16 protein-coding genes and 1 tRNA gene are annotated in these 22,482 nt (G+C 59.5%); 12 read left to right on the plus strand and 5 right to left on the minus strand.

What is annotated here, in order from left to right; genetic code table 11:
• From pnp to ACRESJ_RS01285, 3 genes are all read left to right on the plus strand, one after another.
• A partial coding sequence (gene pnp / locus ACRESJ_RS01275) for a polyribonucleotide nucleotidyltransferase (RefSeq protein ID WP_431756257.1) occupies positions 1-1,803 on the plus strand: 1,803 nt, incomplete at its 5' end.
• A 137-nt stretch (positions 1,804-1,940) separates the two neighbouring features.
• Positions 1,941-2,016, plus strand: a tRNA-Thr gene (locus tag ACRESJ_RS01280).
• A 133-nt stretch (positions 2,017-2,149) separates the two neighbouring features.
• Positions 2,150-2,455: a DUF6388 family protein gene (locus ACRESJ_RS01285; protein WP_431756258.1), complete on the plus strand. Its 306-nt coding sequence runs from the start codon at positions 2,150-2,152 to the stop codon at positions 2,453-2,455.
• 83 nt (positions 2,456-2,538) lie between these two features.
• On the opposite strand, the gene nadC is transcribed toward ACRESJ_RS01285, so the two are convergent.
• Entirely contained in the window at positions 2,539-3,387 is an 849-nt protein-coding gene (gene nadC, locus ACRESJ_RS01290) for a carboxylating nicotinate-nucleotide diphosphorylase (RefSeq protein WP_431756259.1), read from the minus strand.
• 168 nt (positions 3,388-3,555) lie between these two features.
• Here nadC and ampD point away from each other — a divergent pair, with 168 nt between their 5' ends.
• The 4 genes from ampD (at position 3,556) to ACRESJ_RS01310 (ending at position 7,727) form a co-directional block, all read left to right on the plus strand.
• Positions 3,556-4,116, plus strand: a complete 561-nt coding sequence (ampD, locus tag ACRESJ_RS01295) for a 1,6-anhydro-N-acetylmuramyl-L-alanine amidase AmpD (RefSeq protein ID WP_431756260.1) — start codon at positions 3,556-3,558, stop codon at positions 4,114-4,116.
• The gene (gene ampE / locus ACRESJ_RS01300) at positions 4,113-4,949 is read left to right on the plus strand and encodes a regulatory signaling modulator protein AmpE (protein ID WP_431756261.1); all 837 of its coding nucleotides are present in this window, start codon (positions 4,113-4,115) and stop codon (positions 4,947-4,949) included. The genes ampD and ampE overlap by 4 nt, the downstream gene beginning before the upstream one ends.
• Positions 4,950-5,125: 176 nt before the next feature.
• The gene (locus ACRESJ_RS01305; RefSeq protein ID WP_431756262.1) at positions 5,126-7,156 is read left to right on the plus strand and encodes a methyl-accepting chemotaxis protein; all 2,031 of its coding nucleotides are present in this window, start codon (positions 5,126-5,128) and stop codon (positions 7,154-7,156) included.
• Between the two features lie 184 nt (positions 7,157-7,340).
• On the plus strand, positions 7,341-7,727 hold the full coding sequence (locus ACRESJ_RS01310; protein ID WP_431756263.1) for a hypothetical protein: 387 nt from the start codon (positions 7,341-7,343) through the stop codon (positions 7,725-7,727).
• Here ACRESJ_RS01310 and ACRESJ_RS01315 read toward each other — a convergent pair whose 3' ends face one another.
• Together ACRESJ_RS01315 and cra are read right to left on the minus strand one after the other, a co-directional pair.
• Complete coding sequence (locus ACRESJ_RS01315) at positions 7,728-8,504, minus strand: TatD family hydrolase (RefSeq protein ID WP_431756264.1); 777 nt, start codon at positions 8,502-8,504, stop codon at positions 7,728-7,730.
• 3 nt (positions 8,505-8,507) lie between these two features.
• Complete coding sequence (gene cra / locus ACRESJ_RS01320; protein WP_431756265.1) at positions 8,508-9,503, minus strand: catabolite repressor/activator; 996 nt, start codon at positions 9,501-9,503, stop codon at positions 8,508-8,510.
• Between the two features lie 292 nt (positions 9,504-9,795).
• Between cra and ptsP the strand changes: the two genes are divergently transcribed.
• Genes ptsP through ACRESJ_RS01335 form a run of 3 tightly spaced genes read left to right on the plus strand, consistent with a single transcriptional unit; the run spans position 9,796 to position 15,349 of the window.
• Positions 9,796-12,657 (plus strand): phosphoenolpyruvate--protein phosphotransferase, encoded by a 2,862-nt coding sequence (ptsP, locus tag ACRESJ_RS01325; RefSeq protein WP_431756266.1) that lies wholly within the window; start codon positions 9,796-9,798, stop codon positions 12,655-12,657.
• The gene (gene pfkB, locus ACRESJ_RS01330; RefSeq protein ID WP_431756267.1) at positions 12,657-13,598 is read left to right on the plus strand and encodes a 1-phosphofructokinase; all 942 of its coding nucleotides are present in this window, start codon (positions 12,657-12,659) and stop codon (positions 13,596-13,598) included. Before ptsP ends, pfkB begins: the two co-directional genes overlap by 1 nt.
• A gap of 11 nt (positions 13,599-13,609) precedes the next feature.
• Positions 13,610-15,349, plus strand: coding sequence for a PTS fructose-like transporter subunit IIB (locus ACRESJ_RS01335; protein WP_431756268.1), 1,740 nt, complete (start codon positions 13,610-13,612; stop codon positions 15,347-15,349).
• Positions 15,350-15,613: 264 nt separating this feature from the next.
• Here ACRESJ_RS01335 and ACRESJ_RS01340 read toward each other — a convergent pair whose 3' ends face one another.
• Entirely contained in the window at positions 15,614-18,142 is a 2,529-nt protein-coding gene (locus ACRESJ_RS01340) for a PepSY domain-containing protein (RefSeq protein WP_431756269.1), read from the minus strand.
• Positions 18,143-18,433: 291 nt separating this feature from the next.
• Positions 18,434-20,758 carry a TonB-dependent receptor gene (locus ACRESJ_RS01345; RefSeq protein WP_431756270.1) on the minus strand — a complete coding sequence of 775 codons (2,325 nt, stop codon included), beginning with the start codon at positions 20,756-20,758 and terminating at the stop codon, positions 18,434-18,436.
• Between the two features lie 206 nt (positions 20,759-20,964).
• Here ACRESJ_RS01345 and ACRESJ_RS01350 point away from each other — a divergent pair, with 206 nt between their 5' ends.
• Both ACRESJ_RS01350 and ACRESJ_RS01355 read left to right on the plus strand, forming a co-directional pair.
• A complete protein-coding gene (locus ACRESJ_RS01350) occupies positions 20,965-21,645 on the plus strand; it encodes a Fe2+-dependent dioxygenase (RefSeq protein ID WP_431756271.1) in 681 nt (226 codons plus the stop codon).
• On the plus strand, positions 21,642-22,406 hold the full coding sequence (locus tag ACRESJ_RS01355) for a tetratricopeptide repeat protein (protein WP_431756272.1): 765 nt from the start codon (positions 21,642-21,644) through the stop codon (positions 22,404-22,406). The genes ACRESJ_RS01350 and ACRESJ_RS01355 overlap by 4 nt, the downstream gene beginning before the upstream one ends.
• Positions 22,407-22,482 lie beyond the last annotated feature (76 nt).

Raw genomic sequence — 22,482 nt, forward strand, 5'->3', positions numbered from 1 at the left:
CTGTTCCCTGAAGGCTTCATGAACGAAGTGCAGGTTGTCTGCACCGTCGTTTCCACCAGCAAGAAGACCGATCCGGACATCGCTGCGATGATCGGTACCTCGGCTGCCCTGGCCATCTCCGGCATTCCTTTCGATGGCCCGATCGGCGCTGCCCGCGTTGCATTCCACGAAAGCACCGGCTACCTGCTGAACCCGACTTATGAGCAACAGGCTGCTTCGAGCCTGGACATGGTCGTTGCCGGTACTTCGGACGCTGTGCTGATGGTTGAATCGGAAGCCAAAGAGCTGACTGAAGACCAGATGCTGGGCGCGGTACTGTTTGCTCACGACGAGTTCCAGGTTGTGATCAACGCCGTTAAAGAACTGGCCGCTGAAGCTGCCAAGCCAACCTGGACCTGGGCTCCTGCGCCAGAAGCCACCGAACTGCTGGGAGCTATCCGCGCCGAGTTCGGCGAAGCGATCTCCCAGGCCTACACCATCACCATCAAGGCCGACCGTTATGCTCGCCTGGGTGAGTTGAAGGATCAGGTTGTCGCCAAATTGTCCGGTGAAGAAGGTCAGCCTTCGTCCAGCGAAGTCAAAGCGGCTTTCGGTGAAATCGAATACCGCACCGTTCGCGAAAACATCGTAAACGGCAAGCCGCGTATCGATGGTCGCGACACCAAGACTGTACGTCCGTTGAACATCGAAGTCGGTGTTCTGCCAAAAACCCACGGTTCGGCGCTGTTCACCCGTGGCGAAACCCAGGCTCTGGTCGTTGCAACATTGGGCACCGCCCGTGACGCTCAGCTGCTGGACACCCTGGAAGGCGAGAAAAAAGACCCGTTCATGCTGCACTACAACTTCCCTCCGTTCTCGGTAGGTGAGTGTGGTCGCATGGGCGGCGCTGGTCGTCGCGAAATCGGTCACGGCCGTCTGGCCCGTCGTTCGGTTTCGGCCATGCTGCCAGCCGCTGACGTGTTCCCGTACACCATTCGCGTAGTGTCGGAAATCACCGAATCCAACGGTTCCAGCTCCATGGCTTCCGTTTGCGGTGCTTCCCTGGCGCTGATGGACGCTGGCGTGCCGATGAAGGCACCAGTTGCCGGTATCGCGATGGGTCTGGTTAAGGAAGGCGAGAAATTCGCAGTTCTGACCGACATCCTGGGTGACGAAGACCACCTGGGCGACATGGACTTCAAAGTAGCGGGTACCGCCAAAGGCGTTACCGCGCTGCAGATGGACATCAAGATCAAGGGCATCACCGAAGAAATCATGGAAATCGCTCTGGGCCAAGCCCTGGAAGCGCGCCTGAACATCCTCGGCCAGATGAACCAGATCATTGGCCAGTCGCGTACCGAACTGTCGGCCAACGCTCCGACCATGATCGCGATGAAGATCGACACCGACAAAATCCGTGATGTCATCGGTAAAGGCGGCGCGACCATTCGTGCAATCTGCGAAGAAACCAAAGCTTCGATCGATATCGAAGACGACGGTTCGATCAAGATCTTCGGCGAAACCAAGGAAGCTGCTGAAGCTGCACGTCAGCGCGTTCTGGGTATCACCGCTGAAGCTGAAATCGGCAAGATCTACGTCGGTAAGGTTGAGCGCATCGTCGACTTCGGCGCGTTCGTCAACATCCTGCCGGGCAAGGACGGTCTGGTTCACATCTCCATGCTGAGCGACGCTCGCGTTGAGAAAGTGACCGACATCCTCAAGGAAGGTCAGGAAGTGGAAGTGCTGGTACTGGACGTGGACAACCGCGGCCGTATCAAGCTGTCCATCAAGGACGTAGCAGCAGCCAAGGCTTCGGGCGTTTAATAGCTCCCCACGCCTTACCGCTACAACGTTGTAAAAATGCCCCGCAGTGAAAGCTGCGGGGCATTTTTTTGTCTGCAGGAAATTGAGATGTCCGGGAAGTTGCCTGCCCCTGAAGTCAGTGCTAGGTTTAGCCCACTGCCCGTGTAGCTCAGCCGGTAGAGCAGCGCACTCGTAACGCGAAGGTCGCAGGTTCGATTCCTGTCTCGGGCACCAGCAACACCTTGTTTTCAAATGATCCCGAATGGTTCTGAAGGCCAGACAAACCGCGCTTCATTTGGTTTTTTGCGTCAGAGAGATCCTTGATGATCCACATCCATCTTCCATTCCTCAGATCAACGAGAACGCCATGACCGTGAAAGAATTGAGTCAAGAAGCCAGACACGAAGAAGCCCTAAAGAAGTACGTGCTGGACGTGCCCCATTTGCTGGAAGAGATCAAGGACTTGCCATCCGACGATCAGAAAGACCAGATTCAGTGGGCGTTCGAGGATGAAGCCGAAGCCCAGGGTTTGCAGCCGTGGGAACTGACGCTCAAATACACATCGAGTCCGGAAGAGTACGAGGCTGAGCGCCTGAAACTGCACAAGGAAGCGGCCGAGGTATTGGGCGTCGAGTGGGGTGAGTACTGCGAAATGAACAATTTGGTGGTTTAAAAGCAGCGGCAAGCTTCAAGCGGCAAGCTGCAAGTCAAAGCAAATCCGCTTGAAGCTTGCAGCTTGTAGCTAGAGGCTGCTTTTCAAAGACTCAATCGCATCGACAGGTCTACCGCCTTAACATCCTTGGTCATTGCACCAATCGAGATGTAATCCACACCGGTCTGGGCGATCGGCAGCAACGTGCTTTCGTTGATCCCGCCGCTGGCCTCCAGTTTTGCCTTGCCGCCGTTCAGGCGTACGGCTTCGCGCATGTCATCCAGGCTCAGTTCATCGAGCATGATGATGTCAGCCCCGGCCGCCAGGGCCTCTTTCAATTCATCCAGGCTTTCGACTTCGATCTCTACCGGTTTGCCCGGTGCGATCTTGTGTGCGGCAGCGATGGCTTGCGCGATACCGCCGCTGGCGGCGATATGGTTTTCCTTGATCAGGAAAGCGTCGTACAGCCCGATGCGATGATTGTGGCAGCCGCCGCAGGTCACAGCGTACTTTTGCGCCAGACGCAGCCCTGGCAGGGTCTTGCGTGTGTCGAGCAGTTTCACTTGAGTCTCGGCAACGAAATCCGCCAGATACTGCGCGCGAGTCGCCACGCCGGACAGCATTTGCAGGAAGTTCAGCGCACTACGTTCGCCGGTCAGCAGCGAGCGCGCCGGACCTTCGAGGTGGAACAGCACCTGATTGGGCTTGACCCGTTCGCCATCGGCAACCTGCCAATGCACCGCGACCCGTGGGTCCAATTGCCGGAAAACGGTGTCGACCCAGGCGGTACCGGCAATGACGGCAGCATCGCGAGTAATGATGGTGGCTTTGGCCAGGCGTTCGGCCGGGATCAGTTGCGCGGTGATGTCGCCGCTGCCGATGTCTTCGCGCAACGCACGGCGTACGTTGGCTTCGATTTCGGCGGTCAGATCGGCGAGACGTAGATTCGGCATAACGGACTCCACAAACAAAGTGGCCCGATTATAGACGCCTTGCCGTTTGATCGGGCAATGGCGTCGGTGTTTGGCGACCTGCGCCATCTTGATCGCGGCAAGTGATCGCGTCCCGGGGGGCTATCGCGGCATACTGGGGCCAACACAATTGTCGTTGAAGGAACCTGTATGCAGTTGGACTCTGCGAGTGGTTGGTGCCGGGACGTGCGTCAATGTGCCTCGCCCAACTTTAATGAACGCCCCGAGGGCGAAATTTCCCTGCTGGTGATCCACAACATCAGCCTGCCGCCCGCGCAGTTTCTGACGGGCAAGGTGCAGGAATTTTTCCAGAATCGACTGGATGTCACTGAGCACCCCTATTTTGAGGGGATTGCCGACCTGCGGGTGTCCGCGCATTTTTTGATTGAGCGTGACGGTGTTGTCACCCAATTTGTCTCTTGCCTTGAGCGCGCCTGGCACGCCGGGGTTTCGAGCTTCGAGGGGCGGGAAACCTGTAACGATTTCTCCGTAGGCATCGAGCTCGAAGGCACGGATGATCTCCCGTTCACCGATGCTCAGTATGGTGCGTTGACTGAGCTGACCCGACAGCTGCAAGCGGCGTTCCCGGCGATCACCACGCAGCGGATCTGTGGGCATAGCGACATCGCCCCAGGGCGCAAGACCGATCCGGGGCCAGCGTTCGACTGGGCCCGCTACCGTGCGGCCCTGGTAAAAGAGGAAGGACAATGAGTTTTCTGGTGTTGCTGTTGGCGGTTTGGATCGAGAAGTTCTCGGCCTTGCGTCATCGGGTTCAGCGCGACGGGGGCTGGATTCGTGAGCTGAACAAGCTTGAGGCCAGTCCGCGTCTGGTGAAACGGCCGTGGCTGGTTTTAGCGGTGTTGGTGCTGTTACCTGTCGCGTTGCTAGGCCTGCTGCTGGTTGTACTCGATCCGGTGGCCTACGGTCTGTTGGCCTTGCCGGTGCACCTGTTGGTGGTGATCTACAGCCTGGGTCGCGGCGATCTGCTGGCCGGTCTTGGGCCGTTTCGAGATGCCTGGCGGCGGGAAGACCTGCAAGCGGCGGCCCATGTCGCCAAGCGAGACCTGGACATATGCGCCGATAGCGCCGAGCAACTGCTGGAGCGGGTCGAAGGGCATTTGGTGTGGGAGGCTTATCAGAGTTTCTTTGCGGTGATTTTCTGGTACTTCCTGTTGGGACCGGTCGCGGCGCTGAGTTACCGACTGCTGGCACTGGCTCAAGAACACGGGAAAAACCCGGCCGTGGTCGAGCGCGCGACTCAATTGCGGCACGCATTTGATTGGGTGCCGGTGCGCCTTTTGGCGGCAAGTTTCGCTCTGGTCGGAAACTTCGTCGCGGTCAGTCGGGTGATGTTGCACGAACTGCTGAACTGGAACATCAGCGCGGCTCAATTGATCGAGAAAGCCGGGCGCGTGGCCGCTGAAATTCCCGCCCCGGTAGCCGGGCCTGATGGCATCAACAATCTTGATCGGCTCTGGGAGTTACTGCTGCGGGCTGCGGTGCTTTGGTATGCCGGTTTTGCATTGTGGACGGTCCTGCCCTGATTTCTGCATAACGACGCAAAGATCGCAGCCTGTGCCGAGGCTGTGATCTGTTGCCGTTAACCTTAAGTTACAAAACCTTCCGCCGATTTAAGTTATACAGAGATAGCGCTCAATAGTGGCTATCTGCTGCTTCGCTGCGCCTGCCAATAAAAATAAGAATCAAAGGGAGACTTCCAGTGAAGAGCTTGCTCTATCCCGCCGTCGCACTGATGAATCGCTTGAGCTTCGGCATGAAGTTCAGCCTGATCAGTGTCCTGTTCCTGGTGCCAATGTTGGTGACCAACTTCTATCTGGTGCGCGATTCCTATCGCGAATTCCAGGGCACTCAGGTCGAACTGCAGAGCCTGGACCTATTGGGCAGCAGTCTGACGCTGCGACGCGACCTGGAAACCCTGAACAATCTGGTACAGATCAACGTTGCCCTCGGCCAGTCCGGCAAGGCCGGCAATGTTGAGTCGCAGATCAGCACGCTGGAGCAAAGCGTGCTGACGCGCCTGCAAGGGCTGACGGCGATGAGTAGCGATCCTGAGCATGTCTCGGTGTTCGATGGCAAACGCGATGAAATGATCGCCGCGTTCAAGTCGCAGCAAACGGAAAAGTCCCTGCAAAGCAAAAGCGCATTGATTGGCAAGCTGGTCGGTAATGCGCAGATTTTCAGCCAGCTCATCGCCACCCAGGCTGGCCTGAGTCGTGACAACCAAAGCGACATGCGTCAGCTGAGCGAACTGGTGACCAACGTGACCCCGCGCATTACCCAGATTTTGGGCGAAGGCCGGGCGATGGGTGCGTCCTCGCTGGGGCAAGGCTTTCTCAACTCGGCATCGAGCACTCGATTTGACGAACTGCTGGTGCAGATCGAAAAACTCCAGGCCGAATATGGCCTCAAGTTGCAGGACGCAACGAGCTCCAGCAAAGCGGCGGGGGAAGCTCTGGCCTCTCAGGCTGACAGCAGCAGAACATCGTTGAAAAAGGCCAGTGAGCTGTTCGAAGAACAAGTGGTGATGGCCGACACGCTCGATGCGCCGTGGCAGGCCTTTTACGATCAGGTCACAGGCCTGATGGACAAGACCTACCAGCTCAACGAAGCCACCTTGAAATTTCTCGGCACCCAGTTGCAGCAGCGCCTGGAGCAGAACCGCACGCACATGATCTTGCAGGCTGTGGCGTTGTCGGTGGTATTTGTCTTGATCTTCTATTTGTACGGCGGCTTTTACGCCTCGACCCGCACCACCCTCAAGCGTCTTGGCGGGGTGATGGACAAGGTGGCGGCCGGCGACATGACGGTGACTTTCAGCGCGCATAGCCACGACGAACTGGGAGAGCTGGGCGAGGTGTTCAACGGTACCGTGAAGAAAATCCACGACCTGATCGAGCGTGTGGGGCAAACCGTCAGCGAGGTTGAGCGGCAGGCCGGGCAAGTGGAGAACGTTTCAGCGCAAAGTAACCAGGCGGTGGCTGGACAGCGTACGCAGATCGAGCAAGTTGCGACGGCGATGAACCAGATGTCGGCCACGTCCCTGGAAGTGGCGCGTAGTGCCGCGGCGGCGGTCAGCAGTGCCCACAGCGTCAACGATGAAACCATCAGCGGGCGCGGCCTGGTGCAGTCCCAGCAGGGCAGTATCGCGGCGTTGGCCAGCGAGATCGATCAGTCGGTGCTGGTGATCAATCAATTGGCCAGTGACAGTCAGTCCATCAGTCGCGTTCTGGAAGTGATCAAGAGCATCGCCGAGCAGACCAATCTGTTGGCGCTGAATGCTGCGATCGAAGCGGCTCGGGCGGGTGAGCAGGGGCGCGGTTTTGCCGTGGTGGCGGATGAGGTTCGGACACTGGCCAAGCGCACCCAGCAATCGACCGAAGAAATCGAGCAGATGATTGCCAAACTGCACGGCGGCGTGGGTGCTGCGGTCAAGGCAATGGGTGTCAGTCATGAAATGGCGAACGGTACGGTGAGCCAGTCGGAAAAAGTCCAGCTTGCCTTGGAAAACATTCTTGGAGCCGTTGGCATGATCGTCGATCAGAACCAGCAGATTGCAGCTGCGGTCGAACAACAAACCGCCGTGGCCCATGACATTGACCAAAATATCGTTGAGATCAACCGCGCCGGTGAGCGTACCGCTGAGGGCGCGCACCAGACTGAGGATGCCAGCCGCGCGCTGTCGGCGCAGGTGGTTGAGCTCAAACAGCTGATCAGCACGTTCCGGGTTTGAACAAACGCTGCACCCAAACCGTGGGAGCGACCAGGCGCGCCCACTGGTTGGGTGCGTGATCTAAAAGCTTTGTAGTACTTTTTCCCTTTTCTGGTAGGGTAATTCCTGTTTTTTTTTGAGATCTTGTTTTTGGTCTTCAATGAATGAGGATTCAGCTCGCACACTCAAGGGAGGAGGCAAGGTCATGTCTGCGGTAACGTTAGGAATCCAGGGGCATTGCGCCCATTGTCAGCGCACGCTGCTGCTCAAACCCTGGCAGCTCAATGCCATTGCAATCAACGAAGCGTTCACCTGTTCCCACTGCAAGAAAGCCTTGGAGTTACGCGACCCCAAGCAGATCAAGCGCTTTAAGTCCCTCGACTCCCTGGCCATGTTGAAGGCCAGTCTTTTGGTCATGGTTTGCACCGCACTACTGGTGGCGTTGGTGTTGGAGTGGGTCGGATTGCTCAGTGTCGTGGAGCAGCTGAATGTGTCGCTGCTGGCGATTTTCGTTTACTTCCTCGCCTTATGGTTTGCGCGCAAGCGTCAGCACATGACGTTGATTCTCGAAGCCGCCAAGGCCCACGGCTGATCACCAGTCGAACAGCTCACGGGCATTGGCAGTGCTGGCGGCGGCCAATTGTTCGGGGCTGATGGCCATGATCTCGGCCAGTGCCGCACAGATTGCCGGCAGGTGTGCAGGGCTGTTGCGTTGACCGGGAAACATGGCGGGCGCCATGTCTGGGGAGTCGGTTTCCAACACCACGGATTCAAGCGGCAACTCGGCAAGGACACGGTGCATGCGTAGCGCTTGCGGCCAGGTTGCCGCGCCGCCCAGGCCCAGCTTGAAGCCAAGCTTGATGTACTCGCGAGCTTCTTCCTTGCTGCCAGCGAAGGCGTGGATGATCCCGGCGCGTTTGAGCTTGAAGCGTTTGAGCGTGGCAATCACCGCCGCGTGACTGCGTCGCACATGAATCAGCGCTGGCAGATTGAAGTCCGCCGCCAGTTGCAGCTGCGCATCGAACAACCTTTGCTGGCGTTCGCGGTCGAGTGTTTCGATGAAGTAGTCCAGGCCGATTTCACCCACGGCGCACAATTGTCGATGCCCAGCGAGTCGCGTCAGCCAGTCGCCAAGCTCTGTCAGGTGCTCAGGCCGATGTTCCTCCAGGTACACCGGATGCAAGCCGAGCGCGGCATGCAAGTCGTGATCGCTTTGCACCAGCTCCCAGACACGCTGCCAATTGCCCTGATAAACCCCCAGCACCACCATCTGCCGTACCCCAAGGGCGCGGCTTTCGGCCATCAGCGCCTGACGATCCGCATCAAAGTCGGGAAAATCGAGGTGGGTGTGGGTGTCGATCAGGTCCATGGCTCAGTCCTGGCGAATACGTTGTTTGAACGTCCGCGCGATGGCCTGCACTCCAGGTTGGTAATCGGACTGCTCGATGGCTGCCAGGGCCAGCGCGAGCGCCTTGTCGGCAATCAACTGATGTTGTTGGGCCATCGCATTGACCGGCAGTGGCAGGAAGTCCAGCAACTGGGTGTCGCCGAATGTGCCGAGGCGTAGCGATCGGTTTTTCAGCGGGAAGTCGTGCAAGGCATCGAACACGCCTTGCAGCAAAACGTAGGACGTGGTCACCAGCGCCTCAGGTAAATGCCCTACACGCTGGAGTAATTCTTCCATCAACTGTTTGCCGCATTCACGGCTGAAGGATTCACCGTGTTCGACCAGCACCTCGCCGTTGTACCCAGCCAGGGCCTCCTTGAATCCGGCGGCACGTTCCTGGCTGATGATCAGTTCGGGACGGGCGCCGATCAAGGCAATCTGCTTGGGCAGCGGGTCGAGCAGGCTTTGGGTCAGGTGCAGGCTGGCTTCGCGGTCGTCGCTGATCACCGAGCAAAAATGTGCAGGCTCCATCACCCGGTCGATGGCGATGATCGGTAGACCTTTGGCCTGCAACTGTCGGTAGCTGTCGTCGCCGGGCGGCAGGCAACTGGCGACGATCAGCGCATCACAGCGACGAGCGCGGAACAGTTGCAGCAACTGCCTTTCGCTGTCCGGCGCATCGTCGGAACTGGCGATTAGCAGTTGATAGCCGCGAGCGCGGGCACCTTGCTCCAGCAGCTTGGCGATTCGCGCGTAACTGGGGTTTTCCAGATCCGGCAAAATGAAGCCTAGCGTGCGGGTGTGCCGACTGCGCAGGCCGGCGGCCTGGGGATTGGGCGTGAAGCCATATTGCTCGACAACCGCGCGCACGCGCTCGACGGTAGCGCTGCTGATGCGCTGCTGTTCGGCCTTGCCATTGATGACGTAGCTGGCGGTGGTAACGGACACACCGGCCAACTGGGCTATATCACTGAGTTTCAACCCGCAATTCCTTGTTTTTTCGAGCTTGCCTCGACATTTTCACCAATCCTAACCGATTCAGGCAGCCGACCATCGTCACAACGCATCCGACAAGTTGGGCTTCAACGATGGAACATTATCGAGTAACGTGCCAATCATTCTAGATTAAACGTTTCAGCAGGCGTATTTTCTAGGGCTATTGCCCTTTGGTCGGTTCTGCCGCGAAACCGCCAAAGATTGTTTTAAGGCAAAAGCCTAAGCTGAATCATTCAAAACAATACCTGGCGTCCCAAGATGCCAAAAAGGAGAAAGCATGCTCGAGCTCACCATAGAGCAGATATCCATGGCCCAGTCGGCTGTGGATAAGTCCGCAGCGTTGCAATTACTGGCCGGACACCTGGTCGCCGATGGTTTGGTTGACGAGGGTTACCTCGCCGGTCTGCAGGCGCGTGAAGCCCAGGGCTCGACTTTTCTCGGTCAAGGTATTGCCATTCCCCACGGTACGCCCGAAACCCGCGATCAGGTGTTTTCCACCGGTGTGCGCCTGATGCAGTTTCCGGAGGGCGTGGATTGGGGCGATGGGCAGACTGTTTACCTGGCCATTGGTATTGCCGCCAAATCCGATGAGCATTTGCGTTTGTTGCAGCTACTGACCCGTGCTCTGGGCGAAACCGATCTAGGGCAGGCACTGCGTCGCGCCAGTTCAGCTGAAGCCTTGCTCAAGCTACTGCAAGGCGCGCCGCAGGAGCTGGCACTGGATGCGCAGATGATCGGCCTGGGCGTTGCCGCCGAAGATTTCGAAGAGCTGGTCTGGCGCGGTGCGCGTTTGCTGCGCCAGGCCGATTGTGTCAGCAACGGTTTCTCGGCGGTGTTGCAGCAGGTCGAAGCGCTGCCGCTGGGGGATGGCCTGTGGTGGCTGCACAGTGAGCAAACGGTAAAGCGGCCGGGCCTGGCCTTTGTCACGCCGGACAAACCGCTGCGCTATCTCGGCCAGCCGCTGAGTGGGTTGTTCTGCCTGGCCAGTCTTGGCGAGGCCCACCAGGCACTGCTCGAACGCCTGTGCGCCTTGCTGATTGAAGGTCGTGGCCATGAACTGGGTCGCGCCACCAGCTGCCGCGCGGTGCTCGAAGTGCTGGGCGGTGAGCTGCCGGCCGATTGGCCGAGTGCGCGCATTGCGTTGGCTAATGCCCACGGTTTGCATGCGCGTCCGGCGAAAATTCTCGCGCAATTGGCGAAAAGCTTCGAAGGCGAGATTCGTGTGCGCATTGTCGATAGCCAGGACAGCGCCGTGTCGGTGAAGAGTTTGAGCAAGTTGCTCAGCCTCGGAGCCCGTCGCGGTCAGGTGCTGGAGCTTATTGCTGAGCCAAGCATCGCCGCCGACGCCTTGCCCGCGCTGTTGGCCGCCATCGAAGAAGGGCTCGGCGAGGAAGTCGAGCCGCTGCCGCCGCTAAATCAGCGGCATGAAGAGATTGTCGAGACAGCCCAAGTGCTGCTGGCTCCAAAGTCCGGCAGCGTTGTGCAGGCAATCGCCGCTGCACCGGGTATCGCCATCGGCCCGGCCCATATTCAAGTCGTTCAGGCCATTGAATACCCGCTGCGTGGCGAATCTGCCGCGATCGAGCGCGACCGTCTCAAGCAAGCGCTGGCGTCGGTGCGCAACGACATTCAAGGCTTGATCGAGCGCAGCAAGGCCAAGGCCATTCGCGAGATATTCATCACCCATCAGGAAATGCTCGACGACCCGGAATTGACCGATGAAGTCGACACCCGCCTCAAGCAGGGCGAAAGCGCGGAAGCGGCGTGGATGTCGGTGATCGAAGCGGCGGCCCGGCAGCAGGAAGCGTTGCAGGACGCCTTGCTCGCCGAACGCGCCGCCGATTTGCGTGATATCGGTCGACGGGTGCTGGCGCAACTTTGCGGTATCGAGACCCCGCACGAGCCGGATCAACCGTACATTCTCGTCATGGATGAAGTCGGCCCGTCCGATGTGGCGCGTCTTGATCCGGCTCGGGTCGCTGGCATTCTCACCGCTCGGGGTGGCGCGACGGCCCACAGCGCTATTGTCGCCCGTGCCTTGGGGATTCCGGCGCTGGTTGGCGCTGGCCCTGCGGTATTGTTGCTGGCGCCGGGTACGCCGTTGTTGATCGATGGCCAGCGCGGTCGCCTGCATGTGGACGCTGACGCAGCAACCTTACAGCGAGCCACCGCTGAGCGTGACAGTCGCGAGCAACGGCTCAAAGCAGCCGCCGAACAACGCCATCAACCGGCGTTGACCACTGACGGTCACGCGGTCGAAGTGTTCGCCAACATTGGTGAAAGCGCTGGCGTTACCGGCGCGGTGGAGCAGGGCGCCGAGGGCATTGGCCTGCTGCGCACCGAACTGATTTTCATGGCCCATCCGCAAGCGCCGGACGAAGCGACCCAGGAAGCCGAATACCGTCGCGTCCTTGATGGCCTGGCAGGACGTCCACTGGTGGTGCGAACCCTCGATGTCGGCGGCGATAAACCGCTGCCGTATTGGCCGATCGCCAAGGAGGAAAACCCGTTCCTCGGCGTGCGCGGTATTCGCCTGACCCTGCAACGACCGCAGATCATGGAAGCGCAGCTGCGTGCCTTGCTGCGTGCCGCCGATAACCGGCCGCTGCGGATCATGTTCCCGATGGTTGGCAGCGTCGATGAGTGGCGTCAGGCGCGGGACATGACTGAACGGTTGCGTCTGGAAATCCCGGTCGCGGACTTGCAACTGGGGATCATGATCGAAGTACCGTCGGCGGCATTGCTGGCGCCGGTGCTGGCCAAAGAGGTCGACTTTTTCAGCGTCGGCACCAACGACCTGACGCAATACACCTTGGCCATCGACCGCGGCCATCCGACGCTTTCGGCTCAAGCCGATGGCTTGCATCCGGCGGTGCTGCAACTGATCGACATCACCGTGCGTGCGGCCCACGCCCATGGCAAATGGGTCGGTGTGTGCGGCGAGTTGGCGGCTGATCCATTGGCGGTGCCGGTGCTGGTCGGCCTGGGCGTGGATGAGCTCAGTGTCGGTGGCCGCAGCATTGCCGAGGTCAAGGCGCGGGTTCGCGAACTCAGCCTCAGCCAGGCTCAAATACTTGCCCAGGCGGCGCTCGCCGTGGGCAGTGCCAATGAAGTGCGTGCACTCGTGGAGGCCCTGTAATGGCCCGGATTCTTACCCTGACACTCAACCCGGCGCTCGATCTCACGGTCGAGTTGTCGCGGCTGGAACCCGGTCAGGTCAACCGTAGCGATACCATGCACACCCACGCCGCTGGAAAAGGGGTGAACGTGGCACAGGTATTGGCGGACCTGGGGCATCAGCTGACAGTCAGTGGTTTTCTGGGCGAAGACAACCTGCAAGCGTTCGAAACCCTGTTCGCCAAGCGCGGTTTTGTCGACGCGTTCATCCGCGTGCCGGGTGAGACGCGCAGCAATATCAAACTGGCGGAAAGCGACGGGCGCATCACTGATCTCAATGGTCCCGGGCCGCTGGTCAGTGCGGCGGCGCAACAGGCGTTGCTCGATCGTCTGGATCAGATCGCGCCGGGACATGACGCCGTCGTAGTCGCCGGCAGCCTGCCAAAAGGCGTCAGCCCGCAATGGTTGCAAGCCTTGATCCTGCGCTTGAAGAACCTTGGCTTGAAGGTCGCTCTCGACACCAGTGGAGAGGCCTTGCGAGCCGCGCTGAAGGCCGGTCCGTGGCTGATCAAACCCAACAGCGAAGAACTGGCAGAGGTGCTTGATAGTCCGGCGGTATCGGTCCTGGCCCAGGCGCAAGCCGCGAGCCGTTTGCACGCCCAGGGCATCGAGCATGTGGTGATCTCCCACGGTGCCGCTGGCGTGAACTGGTTCAGTGTCGGCTCGGCGCTGCATGCCACGCCGCCCAAGGTTAGTGTCGCCAGTACGGTGGGCGCAGGTGATTCGTTGCTGGCGGGAATACTTCATGGCCTGGTCAGTGCCGACACGCCCGAGCAAACCTTGCGCACCGCCACCGCGATTGCCGCGATGGCGGTCACCCAGATCGGTTTCGGTATCAGCGATGCGGCGCAACTGGCGCAGCTCGAACAGGGCGTGCGCGTGCGTCCCCTGACAGAACAATAAGAGGTTTGGTCATGAAATTAGCCATTGTTACTGCCTGCCCGAACGGCATGGTCACCAGCGTGCTGTGTGCCCGATTGCTTGAAGCAGCGGCCCAGCGTCAGGGTTGGAGCACCAGCGTCGAAGTCAGTGATGCAGCGCACCCCGAGCGGCAAATGTCGGCGGCCACCATTGACGCTGCCGAGTGGGTGTTGCTGGTCACCAGCGCGCCTGTGGAGATGTCGAGATTTGTCGGCAAGCGTGTGTTTCAAAGCACCCCGGCCCAGGCCCTGCAAGATGTGGAGGTGGTGCTGCGCCGTGGCGCCGAAGAAGCACAGGTATATCTCGCGGCGCAAGCCGTCGCCGAGCCTGCTGTCGTTGCCGCGAACGCCCCGCGTCTGGTCGCGGTAACTGCGTGCCCGACCGGTGTCGCCCACACGTTCATGGCCGCCGAAGCCTTGCAGCAAGCGGCCAAGCGTCTGGGCTATGACTTGCAAGTGGAAACCCAGGGCTCGGTCGGTGCACGAAATCCATTGAGCGCGCAGGCCATTGCCGATGCCGATGTGGTGTTGCTGGCGGCGGACATCGAAGTCGCCACCGAGCGTTTCGCGGGCAAGAAAATTTACCGTTGCGGTACGGGCATTGCACTCAAGCAAGCCGAAGCCACGCTGAACAAAGCCCTCGCCGAAGGCAAGCAGGAAAGCGCTTCGACAGGCGCCAAGGGCCCGGTCAAGCAAGAGAAGACCGGGGTCTATAAACACCTGCTGACCGGTGTGTCGTTCATGTTGCCGATGGTGGTGGCGGGCGGACTGATGATCGCCTTGTCATTCGTGTTCGGTATCACTGCGTTCAAGGAAGAAGGCACGTTGGCGGCCGCGCTAATGCAGATCGGCGGCGACACTGCGTTCAAGCTCATGGTGCCGCTGCTGGCCGGTTACATCGCCTATTCGATAGCCGACCGCCCCGGCCTGGCGCCGGGGATGATTGGCGGATTGCTGGCGAGCACCCTTGGCGCCGGTTTCATTGGCGGGATCATTGCCGGTTTCATCGCCGGTTACGCGGCGCAAGCGATCAACCGTTATGCGCGATTGCCGCAAAGCCTTGAAGCGCTGAAGCCGATTTTGATCATTCCGTTGTTGGCCAGCCTGTTCACCGGTCTGGTGATGATCTACGTGGTCGGCAAACCGGTGGCCGGCTTGCTCGCCGGGCTCACGCATTTTCTCGACAGCATGGGCACCACCAACGCGATTTTGCTCGGTGTTTTGCTGGGCGGGATGATGTGTGTCGACCTCGGCGGACCGATCAACAAGGCGGCGTATGCGTTTTCGGTTGGGCTGCTGGCGTCGCAAAGTTATGCACCGATGGCCGCCACCATGGCCGCCGGCATGGTGCCGCCGATTGGCCTGGGAATTGCCACGTTCATCGCCCGGCGCAAGTTTGCCCAGACTGAACGCGAGGCGGGTAAAGCGGCGCTGGTGCTGGGGCTGTGCTTCATCTCCGAAGGGGCGATTCCATTTGCCGCAAAAGACCCGTTGCGGGTGATTCCTGCGAGCATTGCCGGTGGTGCGCTGACCGGTGCGTTGTCGATGTATTTCGGCTGCAAGCTGATGGCGCCCCACGGTGGGTTGTTCGTGATGTTGATCCCGAATGCGATCAACCATGCGCTGTTGTATCTGCTGGCGATTGTGGCGGGGAGTCTGTTGACGGCGGTGGTGTATGCGCTGGTGAAACGGCCGGAATCCGTTGAGTTGGCGCTGGAGCCGGTAAAGGCATAGCTCAAAAGATCGCAGCCTGCGGCAGCTCCTACAGGATTGAGTGAGCACAGAGCCAATGTAGGAGCTGCCGAAGGCTGCGATCTTTTCTGTCACATCCGATACATCCGACCATGCTTAAGTTTTTCCTTTTGCAGCCAATCTAGAGGCTAACCTGACCAGTGCAGGAGCGAGCTTGCTCGCGAAAAACCTGTAGACGCCGCGACCATTCAGGATGCTCGCGTCATTTTTCGCGGGCAAGCCCGCTCCCACATTTACGGTGTGCGGTCAGTAAACGTCGCGGCGGTAGCGGCCCTGTTCGATCAGGCGTTCGACTTCGGCAGCGCCGAGCACGTCGTTGAGTACTTGATCCACGCCGGCGGCCATGCCCTGCAGGCTACCGCAGATGTAGATCACGGCACCGTCCGCCAGCCATTCCTTCAGCTCGTTGGCCGATTCACGCAGGCGATCCTGCACGTAAATCTTCTCGGCCTGATCCCGCGAGAACGCCAAGTCAAGTCGCTGTAGATCACTGGAAATCAACCACTCCTGCAGCTCGTCGCGGCACAGGTAGTCGTGCTCGCGATTGCGCTCGCCAAATAGCAGCCAATGACGCTGCTGCCCGTCGGCTATCCGCGCCTTGAGCAGGCTGCGCAACCCGGCAAGGCCCGTACCGTTGCCCAACAGAATCATCGGTACCGGTTCGTTAGGTAAATGGAAACCGCTGTTGCGGCGCACCCGCAGGCTGATGCTGCCACCCACTGGCGCGTGTTCAGTCAACCAGCCGGAACCGACGCCAAGACTGCCATCGGGGTGCAGTTCCTGACGCACGATCAATTCCAGAATGCCGTCGGCGGCAATCGAGGCGATGGAGTATTCGCGCATGGCCAACGGCACGAGGGCTGTCACCAGCGCTTGCGCATGCATACCGACCAAATGGCTGCGGTTCTGTGGCAGCTGGCGGCTGGCAAGGGCTTGCTCCAGCGGTTGCGATAGACCATCGAGCTCAATCGTTGCACGCCCATCGATGCCAAGGCCGTCGAGGAAATGCTCGATGGCCCATGGGCAATTGCGCGGTAACACTTCGACCAGGTCACCGGGTAGCCAACTGCTGGTGGACGGCGCGGTAAGGCCCAGTAAGTAAACGGGCGAACCACTGCTGTCGGGGTTGAGCAATTCGCGGCGGCTCAGGGTCCAGTTGTCATAGCTCGGCGCTTGCCAGGTGTCGACAGGTGCCTGACCGGTCAACAGGCCGACTTGCTGCTGCCAGTGGCGCAAGGCGTAAGGGTCGCCGCTGTCGACTTCAACCGGAGCGAACAACGTCTTGCCGCCGTGCTCGCCGAGCCAGGTGTGCAGGCGCCGGGCGAAACCGCAGAAGTGTTGGTATTGGCGATCACCGAGGCCGAGTACGGCGTAGTTCAGGCTTTCCAGGGTCAGCGCCCGGCCCAATACCTTGCGTTCAAAACCACGGGCGCTGTCGGGTGCTTCGCCGTCGCCGAACGTACTGACCACGAACAAGGCGTTGTCGGAATCACGCAGATCCTGCTCACTGACATTCGCCAGCGGCTGAACCTTTACCGGTAAGCCCGCAGCCTGCAATTGGCCGGCGGTTTGCCACGCCAGTTGCTCGGCAAACCCGCTCTGGCTGGCGAAACCTATCAGCCAGGCCGGGGCGTCACTGCCCGGTTGCTCCAGCCCTTTGCGCGCATCCTTGATCTGGCGTTTTTTGCGTCGACGATCCAGATACAGCATCCAGCCGGTAACGAAAAACAGCGGCATGGTCAGGGCAGTGATGGTCAGGATGATGCGTCCGCCGATGCCAAAGTAACTGCCGGTGTGCAGCGCGTAGACACTGGTCAGCAACTGGGCCTTGAAGCTTTTGTCGTCGTATCGGTTGTGTCGCTTGATCTCACCGGTGACCGGGTCGAGGGTGATCTGGTTCAGCGCGCGGTCGTGGGGCGAGTCTTTGAGCAGGTAAAAAACGGTCGCCGGTTGTCCGGCCACGGGTGGCATGCGGGTGTTGTAAAAACTCAGGTCAGGACCGGCCGCGCTGTAGATGCTGCTCCACATGGCCGAGTAATCGGCGGTCGGTGCCGGGCCGCTTGGCGCAGGGCCACGACCGCCGCGAACGCGTTCATTCTGGGGAGAGTCGGAGAGCAGACGGTTTACGCCTTTGTTGTACCACTCGTAGGACCAGGTCAAACCGGTCAGCGCCGCCAGGAGGTAAAACACCAGGCACCAGGTGCCGGCGACCGAGTGCAAGTCCCAGTTGAAGCTGCGGCCCTTTTTCTTCCAGTCGAGGGTCAGCCAGGCGCGCCAGCTTTTCCATTGGCGTGGCCAGCGCAGATACAGGCCGGACAGGCAGAAAAACACCAGGATCAAGGTGCACGCGCCAGTGATTTGCCGGCCGGTATCACCCATGGCGAGGAAGCGGTGCAGTTGCAGCATCAGGCCAAAGAATTGTTGGCCGCTGGCGTCGCCCAGCAGTTCGCCAGTGTACGGGTCGAAGTACCGCATGGGGCCGCGACGTTCACCCGGCGCCGGGGTGAAAAACGCGCGTGCGGCAACGTCGTTATCGATGTCGACCGAGAGCATGGCGACTTTCAGGCCCGTGGCTGCTTCGACCTTTGCCACCAGTTCAACGGGCGGAAGTACGCCTGCGACCTGTTTTTGCACCTGCAACACAGAAGGGTTCAATGCGTACAGGATTTCATCCTGAAACGACACCGTCGCCCCGGTGATGCCCATCAGGGCCAGGACCAGTCCGGCGCTGATGCCAAAAAACCAGTGCAACTGGAACAGGGTTTTCTTCAACACGTTGCTCGCCTTGTTCGTTCGAAAATTGTCATCACGGCGCGCATTATGCCGTGGGTTGTCCAGAGTCATTCCTTTTACGCACAAAAGCCCCGTTCATCAGGATGAACGGGGCCTGCCCTCTGGATCTGCCGAAGGCTGCGATCATTTGATCTTGCAAAACAAAATCAAAAAATCGCAGCCTGCGGCAGCTCCTACAGGTGAGTGCACATTTCCCTGTAGGAGCTGTCGAGTACAACGAGGCTGCGATCTTTTGAAGGCAGCGCCTACAGGTTTGTGTTCACGCTTGTGTTATCAGAAGTGGAAGTTGGTGCTCAGCAAAGCAGTACGGCCCGCCGCCTGGTTGGCGAAGTGAGTCGAGAATGCCTTGTCGTAGTAGGTTTCGTCGGTCAGGTTCTGCACGTTCAGTTGCAGGTCGATGTTTTTGCTCAGCTTGTAGGCGGCCATAGCATCGTAGCGAACGTAAGAATCGACCATGGTGGTGTTGGCCGCGCTACCGAAGACGTCGTCGACGTAGAACGCGCCGCCGCCGATGGTCAGCCTCGGGGTGACCTGGTAAGTCGTCCATAGGCTGGCGCTGTTTTTCGGCGTGTTCGGCAGTTCATTGCCATTGTTGGCTTTGTTGGCCGGCAGATCACCACCATCGACCTGCTCGCTGTCCATGTAGGCATAGCCTGCGAAGACCTGCCATTTGTCGGTGAGTTTGCCGGTTGCCGACAGTTCGAAACCTTGGACACGGGTCTTGCCGACGTTCTCGAACGTCGTGGTGTTGGTTTGCACACGAGCATTTTCTTTCTCGGTGCGGAAGATATCGGCGGTCAGCGACAGACGTTCGTTCAGCAGATCCCACTTGGTGCCGATTTCGTAGTTCTTGGTGGTTTCCGGCTCCATGTCGCTGCTCAACAGGTTGCCGTTGCGATCAGGTGTGCCGCCCAGCGGGTTGCCTTCCTGACCATCGCCGAGGGTATTGCCCGGCGGTGTGGCGGAGGTGGCGTAGGACGCATAGATGCTGCCGTTTTCCGCGGGCTTGTAGACCACGCCGAACTGACCGGTAACGAACTCGCTGACGTCATCGCCCTTGGAGGTGGTGGTGCCTGCGGCGTTGAAGGTCTTGTAGTCGGTGTCGAAATGGTCGTAACGCAGGCCCATGTTCACCAGCCACTGCTCGGACAACTCCAGGGTGTCGAACACGTAAAGGGCGTAGGTGTTGGCCTTGGTGTCGGTGCCAGCGTAGTTGCGCGAAATGGCGCCGTTCCACGGGTCGTTCGGGTTCGGGTTGGACAGCGAGGTGCAGTTGTAGCCGCTACGAACGCCGATCAAGGCCGGGTTGCAGTTAGTGGTTACTGCTGCTGTTCCTGGCGTGGTGTCGGTGTTGACGTTGTACGAAGATTTTTCGTTCTCCTCGTGGCTGAACTCGATGCCGGTCGCGAAGCTGTTCTTGAAGCCGGCGATGTAGACATCCCCAAACAGATCGGTCTGGTTGGTGGTGGTCTCGGTGTTGCTGACACGGGTGTTGGCCCGGCGCCATACGCTGCCGTTGTTGACGTTGCCCTTGCTGTCGTCCGGCTGGGTCAGGATGTAATCCTGCATGTTGCTGCCATGACGCAGGGTGTTCTTGACGGTCAGCGCATCGTTCAGATCGTGCTCGATGGCGATGGTCGCGGTATCGGTACGGCCCTTGCGGAAGTCGCGGTTGTTGAGGCCGTAGAAATTGCTGCTGTCGCCGCCATCATCAGGCTTGTCCGGGTTGGACTTGGTACGGGCAGCGGAGCCACCGGTCGGGATCGAGTACGGAATACCCGAGTCCGGCGTGTCGTTGTTTTCCAGATGGTAGTAATCGAGGTTGACGCGCGTATCGGTACCCAGGCCGAAGGCCAGCGATGGCGCGACGCCCCAGCGATCGTAGTCGACGCTGTCGCGGCCAGCGACGTTGCTCTCGTGGCTCATCAGGTTCAGACGGCCAGCGACGGTGTCGGAGAATTGATAGTTGCCGTCCATGGTGTAACGCTGGGTCTGGTCTGAACCCCAGGTAAAACCACCGTCGAACGAGTTACCCAGGTGCGCTTTCTTGCTCACCAGGTTGATGCTGCCGCCTGCTGCGCCACGGCCGCCGATGGCAGAGTTCGGGCCTTTGCTGACTTCGATCGACTCAACGGCAAAGATCTCGCGGCTCTGCGAACCGGTGTCGCGCACGCCGTCCAGGTAGGTGTCGCCCTGGGCATCGAAACCACGAATGAACGGACGGTCGCCTTGCGGGTTACCGCCTTCGCCGGCACCGAAGGTGATGCCTGGGACGGTGCGCAGTGCGTCCTGCATGTTCATCGCGCCAGTGTCCTTGAGGACTTGTTGCGGGATGACAGTGATCGAGCGCGGCGTATCTACGAGCGGCGCGGTGTACTTGGGCGAGGAGGCTTTTTCGACGTTGTAGGAAGTCTCGTCCTGGGCTTGGCCGGTGATCGCGGTAGCGCCCAGCGAAATGGTGTTGCCTGGCGCTTTCTCGTCGGTTTTTTCAGCAGCGAAGACCATATGGCCCGCAGACCCGGCCGTGATTGCCACGCCAATTGCAGAAGCGAGCAAACGTGGTGAGCTGACCGGTAGTTGTGGGTGTTGACGTGACATTTGAGTTTCCCCTCCCCAAGGATTTGAGGCGGCGGAATATAGGGTAAACACGTATTCGTATCAATTGCGAAACATTACTATTCGCACTTAATTTACAATCTTTACAATTCAACCTTACGGTTTTTACCGTTTCATTCGTCTGTCGGGTTTTACATAGGCAATAAGAATCAATACCATTGCCATCCTTTTGCTTTCAGGTGTCTTCCATGCTGCTGCATATCCCCGGCTTGTTTGAAAAAGACGAAGTGCGGCGCATTCGCGAGGCTCTGGAGCAGGCCGATTGGGCCGATGGCAAAATTACCGCCGGCTACCAGTCGGCCAAGGCCAAGCACAATCTGCAGTTACCCGAAGGTCATCCGCTGGCCAAGGAGATCGGCGCGGCCATGCTGGAGCGGTTGTGGAAAAATCCGCAATTCATGTCAGCGGCGTTACCGCACAAGGTCTTCCCTCCGTTACTGAACTGTTACACGGCGGGCGGCAGTTTCGACTTCCACATCGACAACGCCGTGCGCCAGCCCAAGGGCAGCATCGAGCGGGTGCGCACAGACCTTTCGGCCACGCTTTTCTTCAGTGAGCCCGAGGACTACGACGGCGGCGAACTGGAAATCCAGGACACCTACGGCACCCAGCGCGTCAAATTGCCTGCTGGCGATATGGTGTTGTACCCCGGCACCAGTTTGCACAAGGTCAACGCGGTGACGCGCGGAACGCGCTATGCCTCTTTCTTCTGGACGCAAAGCCTGGTGCGCGAAGACAGTCAGCGTGCGTTGCTGTTCGAGATGGACGGGGCGATCCGCCAACTGACTCAGGATGTGCCTGATCACCCTTCGCTGGTTCGCCTGACCGGCACTTATCACAACTTGTTGCGCCGTTGGGTCGACGTATGAGTTTTCAATTGCGCCGCGAAGAAGTGCTCGACGGTGATCGGCTCAAGGCCATGCTCGACGAAAGCCCGGCCCGTGCGGCCCAAGCGATTCTTGTCGCTGCTCGGGAAGACGTTCTGGAGGCTCAGGCGCTTCTGGGGCAAATCCTGCTGGACGGGCAGGGCATCGCACAGGACCAACCGCTGGCTGTGCGTTGGTTCGACATTGCTGCTCGTCGAGGTCATTTGATGGCGCGCAACATGCTCGGTCGCTGTCATGAGCATGGTTGGGGTGGTGTGGCTGACGCAACCTTGGCTGCGGGGCATTATCGAATCGCAGCGCAAGCCGGACTGGATTGGGCGATGTATAACTACGCCAATCTGGTGGCGACCGGGCGTGGTGTGGTTGAGGATCAGGCGCAGGCCTTGGGTTTTTATCAACAGGCCGCCGAACTTGGCCATGCGAAATCGATGAACCTGTTGGGGCGCTATCTGGAAGAAGGGCGGGTCTGCTCGGCAGATCCGGTAGCGGCCCGCGACTGGTATCGGCGTTCGGCGGTGGGCGGGGATTTTCGCGGGCAGTTCAGCTATGCCGCAGTGCTTGCGGGCGAAGGCAATGTCGATGAGGCGCTGGTTTGGCTGCGCAAGGCGTTGGTTGCAGGGAATCTGAATTTTCTGCGGGTGGCGGCCCCGGCACTGGCGAGTGCAAGCGACTCGCGCCTTCATTCCATGGCGAACGAATACGCCCGCCGCCTCACCGAACTGGAGCAAGCACAGGCCGTGTAGGATTTGCCGCAGGCTGCGATCTTTTGATCTTGTTTTTTGAAGATCAAGATCAAAAGATCGCAGCCTGCGGCAGCTC

It is taken from the genome of Pseudomonas sp., assembly GCF_050739655.1.
Taxonomy (GTDB): domain Bacteria; phylum Pseudomonadota; class Gammaproteobacteria; order Pseudomonadales; family Pseudomonadaceae; genus Aquipseudomonas.

Coding starts and splice junctions, on each gene's coding strand:
- ACRESJ_RS01355 (WP_431756272.1), top strand. CDS start 21,642: ATGAGTTTTCAATTGCGCCGCGAAGAAGTGCTCGACGGTGATCGGCTC.
- ACRESJ_RS01285 (WP_431756258.1), top strand. CDS start 2,150: ATGACCGTGAAAGAATTGAGTCAAGAAGCCAGACACGAAGAAGCCCTA.
- ampD (WP_431756260.1), top strand. CDS start 3,556: ATGCAGTTGGACTCTGCGAGTGGTTGGTGCCGGGACGTGCGTCAATGT.
- ptsP (WP_431756266.1), top strand. CDS start 9,796: ATGCTCGAGCTCACCATAGAGCAGATATCCATGGCCCAGTCGGCTGTG.
- ampE (WP_431756261.1), top strand. CDS start 4,113: ATGAGTTTTCTGGTGTTGCTGTTGGCGGTTTGGATCGAGAAGTTCTCG.
- ACRESJ_RS01345 (WP_431756270.1), bottom strand. CDS start 20,758: ATGTCACGTCAACACCCACAACTACCGGTCAGCTCACCACGTTTGCTC.
- ACRESJ_RS01335 (WP_431756268.1), top strand. CDS start 13,610: ATGAAATTAGCCATTGTTACTGCCTGCCCGAACGGCATGGTCACCAGC.
- ACRESJ_RS01350 (WP_431756271.1), top strand. CDS start 20,965: ATGCTGCTGCATATCCCCGGCTTGTTTGAAAAAGACGAAGTGCGGCGC.
- nadC (WP_431756259.1), bottom strand. CDS start 3,387: ATGCCGAATCTACGTCTCGCCGATCTGACCGCCGAAATCGAAGCCAAC.
- ACRESJ_RS01310 (WP_431756263.1), top strand. CDS start 7,341: ATGTCTGCGGTAACGTTAGGAATCCAGGGGCATTGCGCCCATTGTCAG.
- pfkB (WP_431756267.1), top strand. CDS start 12,657: ATGGCCCGGATTCTTACCCTGACACTCAACCCGGCGCTCGATCTCACG.
- ACRESJ_RS01315 (WP_431756264.1), bottom strand. CDS start 8,504: ATGGACCTGATCGACACCCACACCCACCTCGATTTTCCCGACTTTGAT.